This is a genomic window from Rhodovulum strictum (genome assembly GCF_009649175.1).
In the GTDB taxonomy this organism is placed as follows: domain Bacteria; phylum Pseudomonadota; class Alphaproteobacteria; order Rhodobacterales; family Rhodobacteraceae; genus Rhodovulum; species Rhodovulum strictum.
This window is the reverse complement of sequence record NZ_WJPO01000015.1, coordinates 34,660-48,996: the sequence shown is the minus strand read 5'-3', so window position 1 is coordinate 48,996 and position 14,337 is coordinate 34,660. Positions and strand designations below refer to the sequence as shown.

Below are 14,337 nucleotides of genomic sequence, written 5' to 3'. Positions count from 1 at the left end.
CCGCTCAGAGCTGGAATTCCGGCACGCGCGCATAGCCGGGCAGCACCGGCGCGCTTGCGTTGAACAGAAAGCGCCAGCTGACCGCGCCGCCGACCTTGCGGCCGATGCGGGCAACGCCCAGACTGTCCTCGATGAACAGCGCCACGATGCGGCCGCCCTCCTTGAGCTGGTCGAGGATCGCGGCAGGAACCTGCTCGACCCCACCCTCGATCACGATCGCGTCATAAGGCCCGTGCCGCGGCACCCCTTCGGCCAGCGCGGCGCGCTCGACGACGACATTATCCGCCCCATGCTCGGCCAGCAGCGCCTCGGCCTCGCGCGCCATGGACGCATCCTCCTCGACCGCGACCACCGCATCGGCCATCCGCGCGATCACCGCAGCCGAATAGCCAAGCCCCGCGCCCAGATCGAGCACCAGATCGCCCGGACCGGGCGCAACCGCCTCGATCATCTTGGCGAAACTGCGCGGCTCCAACACGGTACGGCCGGGGCCAAGGGGCAGGTTCTCGCCGATATAGGCCGCGCTGCGCAGCCCGGCGGGCACGAATTCCTCGCGCGGGACAGCCAGCAGCGCCGCGATGATCGGCAGGCGCGTCACGTCCGACGGCCGGACCTGGGTATCGACCATGGCCTCGCGAAGGGCGTCGTAATCGGGCATGCGTCTGACCTCTCCGCCTCGACATTAACCTGAAACGGTGATGCCACATAAGCCCGGCTGCGGCAATGCCCGGGGCGGACATCGCGCCGCGCAATGGCAGGCGGGGAACATCCCTTGCGGGGGCCGTTTTCATACGCTATGTCCCGGGTCGGCTCTGGCGAGTTGGCGGAGCGGTTACGCAGCGGATTGCAAATCCGTGTAGGCCGGTTCGACTCCGGCACTCGCCTCCATCCCTTATCAGCTTACCCGCCCAGACAATTCCGGCCTGCTTCGCAGCCACCGGGGGCGGTGGGTTGGCACCCACCCTACGGGGCAAGCGGCCAGACTACGCCCGGCGGCGCGGGCGAGTGGCAGAGGGTGGCGCAAGCGTAGGGCGGGTGCCAATCGGTGATCGGCAATTTCAGGCTGGCTGCCACCCCACCCGACGCCGAACCGGGTTTCACCCATCCCATGCTTGCGGCGGGTCGAGGGCATGACAGGGCGCGCATGGATCACGGGATTGAAACGCCCCGAACTCATGCGTGATTTTGACGCAGACGCCGCGGCGTGGTAGCCTGCCCGCGGGGAAGACAATTTTATTGCGTGGGGGCTTACATGGTGGAGCGTTATCCCTCTTACACGCGGGCCGAGCGGGTGTCGGACGCGGTGGTGCATGTCACGGGTCTGACGGTTGTGGCGGTGGGGGTGCCGGTGCTGGTGGTGCTGGCGGTCGTCTTTCGCGGCGACGGCGCGGCGATCCTGGGGATCGGCATCTACGGCGCGGCGCTGGCCGCGATGATCGGGTTCTCGGCGCTTTATCACATGGTCCGGCATCCGGACTGGACGCCGATCCTGCGGCGGCTGGACCATTCGGCGATCTACTGGAAGATCGCGGGCACCTACACGCCCTTCACGCTGCTTTCGGGCGGGCATGGGGCGGGGCTTCTGGCCGGGCTCTGGGCGGCGGCGGCGGCGGGAACGGGGCTGCGGATGCTGGCGCCCTACCGGTTCCGGGCGGTGAATCTGGCGCTGTACCCGGCGATGGGCTGGGCGGGTGCGGTGGCGGGCTGGGGGCTGTTCGCGACGCTCTCGCCGGTGGTGCTGGGGCTGATCGTGGCAGGGGGCGTGCTGTATACGGTGGGGATGGTGTTCTACCTGTGGGAGCGGCTGCCCTATCACAACACAATATGGCATGTCTTCGTGCTGGTCGCCTCGGTGCTGTTCCTGGCGGCGGTGGCGACGCATGTGATCGACACCGCCTGACCTATCGGGGCGATTGAATTTTCCCCGCTTTTGCGGTAGGGAGGGCGATGGTTCCCGGCCATGTCCAGAGGGCGCGTCAGATGCCACGGACAGGGCCCGAGCAAGGATCGAGGCAGACAGATGAGAGTATTCGCGCTAGCGGCGGTGGTCGCCGCGTTCTCCACCCCGGCTTTGGCGGGTCCGATCGAGCGGGCCTGTCTGGGCTCCGACCGGCCCGGCGTCTCGCGCGGGGTGTGCGGCTGCATCCAGCAGGCCGCCAATGTGACGCTGAGCGCGAGCGACCAGCGTCAGGCGGCAAAGTTTTTCCGCGACCCGCACCAGGCCCAGGTCGTGCGCCAGTCGAAAAGCGACCGGGATTCGCAATTCTGGCAGCGTTACAAGCGGTTCGGTGCCACGGCCGAGGCATATTGCGGCTGATCCGGCCCCGCGCGTCGCCCCAATGATGGCGACCTGACAAGGGCGACGCCCCCAAGCCATGGCCCGGCGAAGGCCGGCCCCTAGCCTGCGAGCAATGCGCGGGCGGCGGCCCGGGCTTCGTCGGTGATGGTATCGCCCGACAGCATGCGCGCGATCTCGTCCACCCGCGCGCCTGCATCCAGGGCCGAGACCGAGGAAAGCGTGGTGCCGTCCGTCACCCGCTTCTCGACGCGCCAGTGATGCGCGGCGCGGGCAGCGACCTGCGGCGAATGGGTCACCACCAGCACCTGCGCGGTCAGGCTGAGTTCGGCAAGCCGCCGTCCCACGGCGTCGGCCGTGGCACCGCCCACGCCGCGGTCGATCTCGTCGAAGATCAGCGTCAGCGGGCTGGCCCCCCGCGCGAGACAGACCTTGAGCGCCAGCAGGAAGCGCGACAGTTCCCCCCCCGACGCGATCCGGTTCAGCGGCCCCGCGGGCGCGCCCGGGTTGGTCGCCACGGTAAAGGAAACCGCGTCGCGCCCCTCGGGGCCGGACTCGGCCTCGGCGATATCGGTGCGGAAGGCGGCACGGTCCAGTTTCAGCGGCGCAAGCTCGCCCGCCATCGCGGCATCGAGACGGCCGGCAGCGGCGGCGCGGGCGGCGCTCAGCCCTGCGGCGGCGGCGTCATAGGCGGCACCGGCGGCATCCCGGGCCTGTCTCAGCGCGGCCAGATCGCCCTCGCCCGCATCGAGCGCGGCAAGACGGGCACGCAGATCCTCGGCGAAGCCGCCCAGATCGTCGGGCAGGACGGCATGCTTGCGCGCAAGCGCCCGGATCGCGAACAGCCGCTCCTCTGCGGTCTCGAGCGCGGCGGGATCGACATCCAGCGCCTCGATCGCGGTTTCGACCTCGTGAACCGCCTCGCCCAGTTCGGCCAGCGCCCGGACCAGCGCCGCAACCGCCGCGTCAAGCCGCCCCTCGGCACGGCCGACCGCTCCTTCGAGCCAGCGCAGCGCGTCGCCCATGCGCCCCTCGGCCCCCTCGCCCGGCCCCAGCGCAGCATGGGCGCGCGCGATATCCTCGCGGATGCGGGTGGCGGCCTGCATCATCCGCCGCCGCGCATCAAGCTCGGCCTCCTCGCCGGGCCGGGGCGCCAGCGCGTCAAGCTCGCCGACCGCGTGGCGCAGGTATTCTTCCTCGGCCTTCAGCGCGGACAGCCGGACCTCGGCCGCGGCCAGCGCCTGCTGCGCGCGCGCGCGCTCGCGCCAGGCGGCACGCACCGCGTCAAGCTGCGGCTCAAGCCCGCCAAAGGCATCCAGCAGCGCCCGGTGACCGCGCGTGTTCAACAGCCCGCGGTCATCCTGCTGGCCATGCAGTTCCACCAGCACGTCCGACAGCGCCCGCAATACCTCGGCCGACACGCGGCGGTCATTGACCCAGGCGGTCTTGCGCCCCTCGGCGGTGGTCACGCGCCGAAGGATCAGTTCGTCCCCCGCATCAAGCCCCGCCTCGTCCAGCACCGCGCGCGCGGCATGTCCGCTCGGCAGGTCGAACACGGCGACCACCTCGCCCTGCGTGGCCCCCGCGCGCACCAGATCGGCCCGGCCGCGCCAGCCCAGCACGAAACCCAGCGCATCAAGCAGGATCGACTTGCCCGCCCCGGTCTCGCCGGTCAGCGCGTTCAGACCGGGCCGGAACGCAAGTTCCAGCCGGTCGATGATCAGCAAATCCCGGATGTCGAGACTGCGCAGCATCGCCCACCCCCTCGACAGGTCAGATCAGAGCCATTCGCCCTTGATCATCTGGCGGTAAACCGTGCGCAGGAAACCGGTGCCGATCGGATCGGGCTCCAGCCCCTTGCCCTTGAGCAGCTTGTAGCCGTCGGCATACCAGTCGGTGCCCTGGAAGTTGTGGCCAAGGATCGCGCCCGCGGTCTGCGCCTCGGCATCAAGGCCCAGCGCAAGATAGGCCTCGATCAGCCGCAGCAACGCCTCGGGCGTATGGGTTGTCGTCTGGAAATCCTCGACCACGACGCGGAACCGGTTGATCGCGGCGGTGTGGTGGCCGCGTTTCAGGTAATAGCGCCCGACCTCCATTTCCTTCGCCGCCAGATGGTCGAAGGCTAGGTCGAATTTCATGATCGCCGAGCGCGAATATTCGCTGTCGGGATAGCGCTCGATCACCGTGCGCAGCGCCTGCAACGCCTGAAAGGTCAGGCCCTGGTCGCGGCCGACAAGGTCGATCTGGTCATAGTAGGACAGCGCCAGCAGGTATTGCGCATAGGCAGCGTCGTCATCGGCGGGATAGAAGTCGATATAGCGTTGCGCGGCAACCCGCGCGTCTTCGTAGTCGCGGGCGCGGTGATGGGCATAGGCCTGCATGATCAGCGCGCGCTTGGCCCATTCCGAATAGGGGTAAAGCCGCTCGACCTCGCCATAAAGGCGGGCGGCTTCCTTGGGCTTGCGGTTCGACTCAAGTTCGACTTCGGCCTTCTGGTAGATCTGTTCGGCGGTGAATGTCTCAAGCGGTTGCTCACGGCGTGACCCGATCGCCCCGCAGGAGGCCGTCAGCGCAAGGAGAACGACCGCCCCCACCGCCCGGATGCGTATGCTGCGCTTCGCCATCTGCCCGCTACCCCATCCTCGGATCGTCTGCTCACACCGCCGCGTGCCTGTCCCTCACGCGAATACGCGGCTGTCCTAGCACAGATATTCCGGAGGCAAAACGGCTTTGGGCAGGAAAAAACCGCGCTCAGGCAACGGCTCTCAGATCGGCTGCCTCGATGCCGGTGCCGGGCAGGCGGGCGGCCTCGGCGGGCGAAAGCGTGACCAGCCGGAACGCGCCAGAACGGGCGAAAAGCGCCCGCAGCAGACGGTTGGTCAGCGCATGCCCGGCCCGTTCGCCGCGATAGCGGCCCAGGATCGGCGCACCGGCCAGCGCCAGGTCGCCAAGCGCATCCAGCATCTTGTGACGCACTGCCTCGTCGGCATGGCGGAACCCGCCGGGGCTGAGCACCCGCTCACCCTCGACCACCACGGCATTTGTCAGCGTGCCGCCCAGCGCAAGCCCGGCCGCGCGCATCGCCGCAACATCGGCATTGCGGCAGAAGGTGCGGCTGTCGCTCAGCTCCCGCACGAAGGCACCATTGGCCATGTTCAGCCGCTTGGCCTGATGCCCGATGGCGCGGTCGGCGAACTCGATCTCGAAGTCTATTTCCAGCATGTCGGCGGGCGCAAGGCTGGCCCTGGCATCGCCCTCGGTCACCTCGACCGGCTCAAGGATGCGCAGCGCACGCACCGGCGCGGACAGCCGGCGCAGGCCGCGCGCAAGGAACGCCTCGACAAAGGGCTGGGCGGACCCGTCCATCACCGGCACTTCGGGGCCGTCGATCTCGATCAGCGCATTGTGGATGCCGCAGCCCGCAAGCGCGGCCATCAGATGCTCGACCGTCGCGACCTCGGCCCGGCCATTGGCAAGTTTCGTGCAGAGCCGCGACGAGACGACCGCATCCCAGCGCGCCGGAATCAGCGCATCGGGGCCGTCGATATCGGTGCGGCGAAACCAGATGCCGTATTCGGCCGAGGCCGGCAGAACCGTCATGCGCACCGCACGGCCGCTATGCAGGCCAATGCCGGAAAAGGTGATCGGGGATTTCAGCGTCGTCTGCACGGGGCCACCTGCTCTTGGCTTTGTCGGACTTCGAACGGTCCGTGAGATGCAAGGTAGGACTGCGGCGTTTTGTTCACAATTCAAACTTTGCAACCGCATGAAACATCGCGGCGCGATTTCCGCCGATCCAGCCGATAACCGCAACAGCCCGTTTTCCCTGTTCTTTCAGGGAATCGCCCACGCCCCTGCCCCACTCCATCGCGCGATCACGCGCGCGCACCGGACAGCCCACGAAAAAGGGGCCGGCAGACCGGCCCCTTGCGCTGTGTTGCGCGAAATGCTGTGCGCTCAGTTCGCCTGACGGCGCAGGAAGGCGGGGATCTCGATGCGCTCCTGCTCGGGGTCGAATTCCTCTTCCTCGCGCTGATGCACCGCGGGTCCGCGGCCATAGACCGGCGGCTGCTGGCGCGTGCCGTGATGCGCGCCGCGCTCGAACGTGTCGCCACCATGCCCCGACATGCGGTTGATCAGCGAGCCGATGCCGAACCGGCTGCGGCCTTCCTCGGGATGGGGCTGCGGCGCCGGGCGCTGCGAAGACACCGTCGCGATGGGCTGGCGCGGCGCCTTGCTGACAGCGGCGCGCAACCGCTCCAGCGCCTCGGGCGTGGGCGTGCCGGGCGCGCGCGGACGCGGCGCAACAAAGGCAGCCTGATGCTCGGGCTCGGGCTCCTCGGCGGGCTGATAGGCGGGCGGCGGGATATCGCCCGCGGCAGCCTCGACCGGGGCGGCCGCAGCGGCAGCGGCCGCAGCCGGATCGAACCCTTCGAACAGCGTGGGCTCCTGGACCGGCGCCCTGGCAACCTCGCGCGCAACCGCCGGCTCGGCGGGTTTCGGCGCGGGCGCGGCCGGGGCTGCGGGTGCAGCGGGGGCCGCCGCGGCGGGCCGGTGCAGCGGCTCGCTCATCGGGCGGCGCGGAACCGGGATCTCGGTCTGCTTCTCGGCAGCGTCGATGCCGGTGGCCACCACCGACACCCGCATCATGCCGTTCATGTCCGGATCGAGAGTCGAGCCCAGGATGATGTTGGCATCGGGATCGACCACGTCGCGGATGCGGTTGGCGGCCTCGTCGACCTCGAACAGGGTCACGTCATAGCCGCCGGTGACATTGATCAGCACGCCCTTGGCGCCGTTCAGGCTGACCTCGTCAAGCAGCGGGTTGGCGATCGCCTTCTCGGCAGCCTGGATCGCGCGATCCTCGCCGCTGGCCTCGCCCGTGCCCATCATGGCCTTGCCCATCTCGTCCATGACCGAGCGCACATCGGCGAAGTCGAGGTTGATCAGACCCGGCCGCACCATCAGGTCGGTGACGCCCTTGACGCCCTGATAGAGCACGTCATCGGCCAGCGCGAAGGCTTCGGTAAAGGTCGTGCGTTCGTTGGCCAGACGGAACAGGTTCTGGTTCGGGATGATGATCAGCGTATCGACGACCTTTTGCAGCGCCTCGATCCCTTCCTCGGCCTGGCGCATGCGCTTCGAGCCCTCGAACTGGAAGGGCTTGGTCACGACGCCCACGGTCAGAACGCCCAACTCGCGCGCCGCCTGCGCGATGATCGGGGCAGCACCTGTGCCGGTGCCGCCGCCCATGCCCGCCGTGATGAAGCACATATGCGCGCCCGCAAGGTGATCGACGATCTGCTCGATCGATTCCTCGGCCGCCGCCGCGCCGACCTGGGGCCGCGCACCCGCGCCCAGACCTTCGGTGACCTTGACGCCCATCTGGATGCGCGCGGGCGCATTCGACTGGCGCAGCGCCTGCGCATCGGTGTTCGCCACGACGAACTCGACGCCATCAAGGCATTTCTCGATCATGTTGTTGACGGCGTTGCCGCCGGCGCCTCCGACCCCGAAGACCGTGATCCGGGGCTTCAGCTCGTCCTGCTCGGGCATGGATAGGTTCAAAGCCATTGGTTTTTCCGCCTGCTGTCTTTTCTAGTGCCCCGCCGGGCGTTTTCCCCTAAATCTTGCGTTATCCTACGCAAGGGCTCACGCATCGTCACCAAAAAAACACGGTTCCCACACAAAATGTGCAACCGCCTTGCGGTTGATACGCGGGATTTCGCCTATCCTGCCACATGTTGCGGTCACCAGTTCTCCTTGAACCAGCGCACCGCCCGTTTCAGCGAGCGCGCCGGGTAGCGTTCGGCGGGAATGTCGAAATCCCACCATTCGTCCTGCGGATGGGCCGCGAACAGGCACAGCCCCACCGAGGCCGCGAATCCCGGCCCTGTGGCCGATTGCGGCAGGCCCTGGATGCGCAGCGGCCGGCCAAAGCGCACCTGCTGGCCAAGGATGCGCGCCGCCAGCCCGTCCAGCCCCGGGATCTGGCTGCCCGCGCCCGTCAGCACGATCTGGCGCGAGGGCAGATGCTCGAAGCCCGCCGCATCCAGCCGGGCGCGCACCTCTTCCAGGATCTCCTCGACCCGCGGGCGCATGATGCCGATCAGTTCCGTCCGGCTGATCCGCCGCGTGTCGCGTTCGTAATCGCCGCTGTCGCCGCCCAGGTCGATCATCTCGCGGTCGTCCACCCCGGTCGCCACCACCCCGCCATGCAGCGTCTTGATCCGCTCGGCGGTGGAAATCGGCACATGCAGTCCCTTGGAGATGTCCGAGGTCACATGCTCGCCGCCCATGCGCACGCTGTCGGCATAGATCATGTGCTTCTTGATGAAGATCGACAGCCCCGTGGCCCCGCCGCCCATGTCGATGCAGGCCGCGCCCAGTTCCTGTTCGTCCTCGACCAGCGCCGACATGCCCGCGGCATAGGCGGAACTGGCCAGCCCCGCGAGTTCCAGATCGCAGCGCTTGACGCAATGGACAAGGTTCTGGATCGCGCCCGCATCCACGCTGAGAAGGTGCATGTCGCAGGCCAGCCGGTTGCCGGTCTGCCCGCGCGGATCGACCAGCCCGGACCGATGGTCCAGCGCGAAATTTACCGGCTGGGCATGCAGCACCTCGCGCCCCGGGCCGATATCGGGCATCTCGCAGGCCGACAGCACGCGCGCGATATCTGCCTCGGTCGCCATGCTGTCGACCAGTTCGACCTGGCCATCCAGCCCGTAGGATCGTGGCTCGGCCCCCGAGAAACAGGCGATCACATGGTCAACCCGCACCTGCGCCATCTTCTGCGCGGCCTGAACGGCGGTGCGGATCGCGCGCTCGGACTCGTGCATGCCATGGATCTCGCCGAAACGCACCCCGCGCGAGCGCGTGGTTGCCGCGCCGATGACGCGGAACCGCGACTGCCCGGCCAGCGTGCCCATCTGCTCGACCCCGCCCAACGGGCGGATGCCGTCAAAGCGCAGCACAAGGCAGGCAATCTTGGAACTGCCCACATCGAGGATCGCGATCACGCCCCGATCCATCGCCTGCTTGCGCATCCGCCGCATCGCCCGCTGCGCCTGGTAGAGATCGGTCATCCTCTCGTTGCTCCTGCCCTTGGTCTTCTCATCGTCCTGAATTCCTCGACCGCGTCGGGGGCCAGCCGCACCGTGGGCCGCCCCGGATTGCGCAGATCGACCACCGCGATGTCGCGCCCCAGCATGTCCGTCACGCCGTCAAGCGCGATCACCCGCTCCAGCGCCGCCACCGCGTCCTGTCCCGGCAACAGGATCCGCTGGTTGCGGTCCAGCACCACGTCCCAGCGCCGCTCGCCCACGCGCACCAGCCCGCGCAGCCGTTCCTCGATGGGCGCGGCGGCCGCGACCAGCGCCAGCGCCTCGGGCACGGCGCGCTGCGCGCCCTCGCCCGCGATCAGCGGCAGATCGGCACGCAGGCCGCGCGTCTCGATCGGCGCGACCCGGTTGCCCTGCCCGTCCAGCAATTCCAGCCCCGCCGGCCCGCGCCAGACCACCGCCGGAACCCGCTCGACCACCTTCAGCTCCAGCAGACCGCCCGGGCGCACCCGCAACTCGGCGGTCTCGACGGCGTCCAGCGCCTCGGCCGTCCGGCGCATCTCGTGCAGATCCAGATCGAAGGAGGACACCGGAAAATCCAGCGGCAGCACCTCGCGGATGTCCTGGGCCACCGGATCCGTGGCACCCTCGATCACCATCAGCTTGACCATGAATTCGGGCCGCGTCTCGACCTGGCGGCGAATGTCGGCGATCTGCCCGGCGAACTCGGCCCGCCGGTCGGCATCGGAAAACCACAGCGCCGGGATCGCCAGAACCGCCGCCAGCGGCAGCCCGCGCAGCACCGCAAGCCGAAAGAGCGGCGTCAGCCACAGCCGCTGCATCCGGTAGGTCAGCCGCGACGGCGCCGGATCGCGCGGCGGCAGGATCACCGCGCACATGACGCATCCTCCACGATCCAGCGGCAAAGCGCGCCGAACGGGATGCCGCAATGGGCCGCCTGTTCGGGGCTGAGCGAGGTGGGCGTCATGCCGGGTTGCGTGTTTGTCTCCAGCAGGATCAGCCCGTCCAGGCCGCGCGCCGCGTCCCAGCGGAAATCGGTGCGGCTGACCCCGCGGCAGCCCAGCGCGCGATGGGCGCGCAGCGCATACTCCAGACAGGCATCGAACACCTCGGCGGGCAATTCGGCCGGAACCACATGGCGCGATCCGCCCTGGGCATATTTCGCGTGATAATCGTACCAGCCTTCGGTCAGGATATCGGTCACGGTCAGCGCCCGGTTGCCCATGACGGTCACGGTCAGTTCCCGGCCCGGCGCATAGGCTTCGACCATCACCAGATCGGGCATGTCCGCGCCCATCTGCGGCGGCGTGTTGGCGTCGGCCTGCACGATATGGATGCCGACCGAAGACCCCTCGTTGTTGGGCTTGACCACATAGGGCGGCGGCAGGACATGGCGCGCAGCGACCTCGGCCTTGTGCGCGATCACGCTGTCCACCACCGGCAGACCCGCGGCGCGATAGGCGTCCTTGGTCCGCTGCTTGTCCATCGCCAGCGCCGAGGCCAGAACGCCCGAATGGGTATAGGGCAGGCCCAGCCATTCCAAGAGGCCCTGAACGCAGCCATCCTCGCCCCAGCGGCCATGCAGCGCGTTGAAGACGACATCGGGGGCACACTCGACCAGACGCGCAGGCAGATCCTGCCCCGCGTCGATCTCGACGACGTCGAAGCCTTCCCCACGCAGCGCCACGGCACATTCATGCCCCGAGGATAGCGACACCTCGCGCTCGGCCGAGGGGCCACCCATCAATACCGCCACGCGGAGGGCTGTCCTGCTCGGCTTGCCCGCCACCTTTGCCTCTTGTCCCGGGGCGTCTGCCGGCCCCGTTCGCCTATTCGTTGTCAGGGGCCGGTTCGCCGACCCTCATGATCTCCCACTCTAACTGTATTCCAGCATTTTGAAAAACCCTTTTTCGGACCTCCTCGCCCAGCCCCTCCAGATCCGCCGCGCTCGCCCCCCCGGCATTGATCAGGAAATTCGAATGCTTCTCGGACATCTGCGCGCCACCCCGCCGCGCACCGCGCATCCCTGCCGCGTCGATCACGGTCCACGCCTTCAGCTCGTGGCTGTCATCCGCGCGCCCCGTGGAACTGAACCCCGCCGGGTTGCGAAAGGTCGATCCCGCGCTGCGCTCCCTCGTGGGCTGGCTTGCGTCACGTTTCGCGATCTGGTCTTCCATCGCCGCCTCCAGCGCCGCTGGATCGCCGGGCGGGCCCTCGAATGTGGCCTCGATCAGCACCCAGCCTTCGGGCAGGTCGGTCTGGCGATAGCGGAACCCCAGATCCCCCGGCCCCAGCGTCACGATCCGGCCCTCCCGCGTCACCGCCCGGGCCGAGACGAAGACATCGGCCACATAGCGCCCGTAGCAGCCCGCATTCATCCGCACCGCGCCCCCCACCGCGCCGGGAATGGTGCGCAGGAATGTCAGGTCCACCCCCGCCTCGGCCGCGCGCCGCGCCACATGGGCATCCAGCGCGGCGGCGCCCGCGGTGACGCGCGCGCCCTGCACCGTGATCGCGTTGAAAGCCCGGCCCAGCCGGATCACCACGCCGCGGATACCGCCATCGCGCACGATCAGGTTCGAGCCCACGCCCATCGGAAACACCGGCACATCAACGGGCAAGGCGGCCAGAAAACCGGCCAGATCCTCGGCATCCGCGGGCTGGAACAGCCAGTCGGCCGGCCCGCCCACGCGCAGCCAGGTCAGATCGGCCAGCGGCCGGTCCGGGGTCAGGGTGCCGCGCACGGCGGGCATGGGGCTCATCTGTCGCGTCCGATCCATGCGCCCAGGGCATAAAGCAGCACCGACAGCAGCGCAACGCCCGCCCATGGTCCGATCACGGCCAGCGGCGCAACCGGCCCGCCCGCCCCCCGGACCAGCGCCGCCCAGGTCAGCCAGACAAGAACGGAATAGCCCCCGATCAGCGCCAGAAACCCCGTCAAGGCCCGGCGCAGCCCGTGCGACAGCGCGGCATAGGCCATGATCGGCGCCGCAGCCCAGCCCGCATAGACCAGAAGGACCGTCATTCCTCGCGCTGGCGGCGGCGCAACGGACGCGCCAGCCAGCGCAGCAGATAAAGCGTGGGCCAGCGCAGCACCGAGACACCAGCCGCCATCGCCACCATCCCTGCCAACGGCCCGTTCTGATAGGTGACATAGCCCAGAAGCGGGATTCCCAGCGCGATCAGCCCATAGGCCGCGGGCCAGTGAAACCGCTGCGGCAGCATCCCCAACCCGGCCGCCACCACGACCCACAGACAGGCCAGGATCAGCGAAACGGTCATCGCATCGCCTCCCGATCCGCGCGCCGGATGCACCCCGCCGCGCAGGCTGTCTGAGGGCCGATGTGCCGTTTCAGGGCTTTGGTCATCCCGATGCCCCCCCCTGAATTGAAATACGCACGAATGGCCTCGACGATATCGGCCAAAGACGTGACGCGCTTGAACTGCCTTTCCGTCCAGTCCGCCACCGCGCCTGCCTTCCCGGCGGCTTCGGAGGATTTCTCGATGAACCTGCCCACGGCCAGCCCCGTGCTGCCAAGGCTTTCGGCAAAGCGGGCCTCCATCACCTCGCGGAACGCATCGGTCGAGGCTTCGGCGATCGCGGCGCGGAACTCCCTCGCCTCGCGCAGCATGTCGCGGAAGACATTCAACCCGTCCTGATCCAGCGCCACCAATTCGTTCGAAGGCAGCGCCTCCATGCGCCCGATCATGTCGTCGAACAGCGCAATGACGGCATCCTGATCGACATGGTCCAGCGACAGGTCCGACAGCGGCGCAAGCGCCGTATAGGACGGGCCGAAATGGCGGCGGGTGACATCGCGCAACAGGGAAATGGCGTTGTCGAGGATAAGCGAAAGCGTCTGGCCCAGATCGGCGCGGGCGCGTTCTTCCTTGGAAAAAAGTTCCAGTTCCCCGGCAAGCTCGACGATGCGCCGGGCGCGCAGATGGTGGAAATCCTCGGTGCGCTGCAACTCGCTCAGCACCTTCTGCGCCGCGCGTTTCAGAACACCCGCGGAATTTCCGCCGCCGCTGAGATCGGAGGCATAATCCGCGAAATCCTGCAACTTGTCGCGCAATTCCTCGCAATTGTCGAGAAACGCCCGCACCACGGACGGATCATGCAGATGGCGCATGTCGTCGTCGATGCCCACCATCCGCATGACGCGCAGCAGAGCGTCGAAGGTGAAATCGACCGGATAGGCCCGCGCGAGCGGCGTGCGCTCACCCCCTTGCAGCCGCACGATTTCTGCGGCGACGGCTTCGGGTCCGGCCTCCCAGATGGCGTTGTCGATCAGGGCGATCTTGCGCAGCAGATCCCAGCGCGTCTCGGTGCCGTCGAGGGCGCGTTGATACCAGTCGATCCAGAAGGCCCAGGGATGGTCGCCGTCGGGCGGGTATTGGGTGCGCACGCTGTGCCATATCCCGTCGAAGGGCCGCTCGGCCTCGTGCCACAGGGGGGTGGCCATGAGCCGTGGGACATCGGCGCGCGCGGCGCAATCCTCTCGCAACGCAGTCCACGCGTCGGCGGCAGCGTCGGCGGCATGGGCGGTGGCGACAGCAGCGGCACCGGCTGCGGCGGCGGTATTGGCTACGGTGCGGACGGTGGTGAGGGCGGCGGCAACGGCGGAGGTAGCGGCTTCGGCGGCGACGTCGGCGGCGGCGGCAGGGTAGGGGTAGGCGTGGGCGGCGTCGGCGGCCGCCGACGCCCTGATTTCAGGGGTGGCGCCCAACGTCGTCAACCCTGAAATCAGGGCGCAGCGCAGACTCGGCAGGGCTGTCAATTCACGTTGGCGCACCCACTCTGCCGCATGGACCTGCGCCCACCAAATCGGCAGCACCCGCATCGCCGCCCGATGAGCCAGCGCCACTAGGGCATCTTTCGGCAGATCTTCCTGCTCAAGCCACGCCTTGAAGCTCTCCTCGTCCCTGATCTCCGCAATCTCGACCATCGCCCCGCGG

At 68.5% G+C, this 14,337-nt stretch carries 14 protein-coding genes and 1 tRNA gene; 3 read left to right on the top strand and 12 right to left on the bottom strand.

Features of this window, described 5'->3' with window-relative positions; translation table 11 throughout:
- Nucleotides 1-4 precede the first annotated feature (4 nt).
- Nucleotides 5-658: a protein-L-isoaspartate O-methyltransferase family protein gene (locus GH815_RS10670; protein ID WP_153748758.1), complete on the bottom strand. Its 654-nt coding sequence runs from the start codon at nt 656-658 to the stop codon at nt 5-7.
- A 156-nt stretch (nt 659-814) separates the two neighbouring features.
- Here GH815_RS10670 and GH815_RS10665 point away from each other — a divergent pair.
- The 3 genes from GH815_RS10665 (at nt 815) to GH815_RS10655 (ending at nt 2,317) form a co-directional block, all read left to right on the top strand.
- A tRNA-Cys gene (locus GH815_RS10665) sits at nt 815-888 on the top strand.
- Nucleotides 889-1,252: 364 nt separating this feature from the next.
- A complete protein-coding gene (trhA, locus tag GH815_RS10660) occupies nt 1,253-1,900 on the top strand; it encodes a PAQR family membrane homeostasis protein TrhA (protein ID WP_153748757.1) in 648 nt (215 codons plus the stop codon).
- A gap of 120 nt (nt 1,901-2,020) precedes the next feature.
- Nucleotides 2,021-2,317, top strand: coding sequence for a hypothetical protein (locus tag GH815_RS10655; RefSeq protein ID WP_153748756.1), 297 nt, complete (start codon nt 2,021-2,023; stop codon nt 2,315-2,317).
- 80 nt (nt 2,318-2,397) lie between these two features.
- Here the strand turns inward: GH815_RS10655 and recN are convergent, their stop codons facing one another.
- The 11 genes from recN to GH815_RS10600 all read right to left on the bottom strand — a co-directional run bounded on the left by recN (nt 2,398) and on the right by GH815_RS10600 (nt 14,327).
- Nucleotides 2,398-4,050, bottom strand: a complete 1,653-nt coding sequence (gene recN, locus GH815_RS10650; protein ID WP_153748755.1) for a DNA repair protein RecN — start codon at nt 4,048-4,050, stop codon at nt 2,398-2,400.
- Nucleotides 4,051-4,074: 24 nt separating this feature from the next.
- Entirely contained in the window at nt 4,075-4,920 is an 846-nt protein-coding gene (locus GH815_RS10645) for an outer membrane protein assembly factor BamD (RefSeq protein WP_153748754.1), read from the bottom strand.
- A 127-nt stretch (nt 4,921-5,047) separates the two neighbouring features.
- The gene (gene lpxC, locus GH815_RS10640) at nt 5,048-5,965 is read right to left on the bottom strand and encodes a UDP-3-O-acyl-N-acetylglucosamine deacetylase (protein ID WP_343030794.1); all 918 of its coding nucleotides are present in this window, start codon (nt 5,963-5,965) and stop codon (nt 5,048-5,050) included.
- Nucleotides 5,966-6,253: 288 nt separating this feature from the next.
- Entirely contained in the window at nt 6,254-7,870 is a 1,617-nt protein-coding gene (gene ftsZ / locus GH815_RS10635) for a cell division protein FtsZ (protein ID WP_153748752.1), read from the bottom strand.
- 176 nt (nt 7,871-8,046) lie between these two features.
- Nucleotides 8,047-9,381 carry a cell division protein FtsA gene (gene ftsA / locus GH815_RS10630; protein ID WP_153748751.1) on the bottom strand — a complete coding sequence of 445 codons (1,335 nt, stop codon included), beginning with the start codon at nt 9,379-9,381 and terminating at the stop codon, nt 8,047-8,049.
- A complete protein-coding gene (locus GH815_RS10625) occupies nt 9,378-10,256 on the bottom strand; it encodes a cell division protein FtsQ/DivIB (protein WP_153748750.1) in 879 nt (292 codons plus the stop codon). The genes ftsA and GH815_RS10625 overlap by 4 nt, the downstream gene beginning before the upstream one ends.
- On the bottom strand, nt 10,244-11,134 hold the full coding sequence (locus tag GH815_RS10620) for a D-alanine--D-alanine ligase (protein WP_343030792.1): 891 nt from the start codon (nt 11,132-11,134) through the stop codon (nt 10,244-10,246). The genes GH815_RS10625 and GH815_RS10620 overlap by 13 nt, the downstream gene beginning before the upstream one ends.
- A 73-nt stretch (nt 11,135-11,207) precedes the next feature.
- Nucleotides 11,208-12,131 (bottom strand): UDP-N-acetylmuramate dehydrogenase, encoded by a 924-nt coding sequence (gene murB / locus GH815_RS10615; RefSeq protein WP_153748799.1) that lies wholly within the window; start codon nt 12,129-12,131, stop codon nt 11,208-11,210.
- Between the two features lie 5 nt (nt 12,132-12,136).
- Entirely contained in the window at nt 12,137-12,403 is a 267-nt protein-coding gene (locus tag GH815_RS10610) for a hypothetical protein (RefSeq protein WP_153748749.1), read from the bottom strand.
- Nucleotides 12,400-12,660 (bottom strand): DUF2484 family protein, encoded by a 261-nt coding sequence (locus tag GH815_RS10605; protein WP_153748748.1) that lies wholly within the window; start codon nt 12,658-12,660, stop codon nt 12,400-12,402. The genes GH815_RS10610 and GH815_RS10605 overlap by 4 nt, the downstream gene beginning before the upstream one ends.
- Nucleotides 12,657-14,327 (bottom strand): hypothetical protein, encoded by a 1,671-nt coding sequence (locus GH815_RS10600; protein WP_153748747.1) that lies wholly within the window; start codon nt 14,325-14,327, stop codon nt 12,657-12,659. Before GH815_RS10600 ends, GH815_RS10605 begins: the two co-directional genes overlap by 4 nt.
- Between the last annotated feature and the right edge of the window lie 10 nt (nt 14,328-14,337).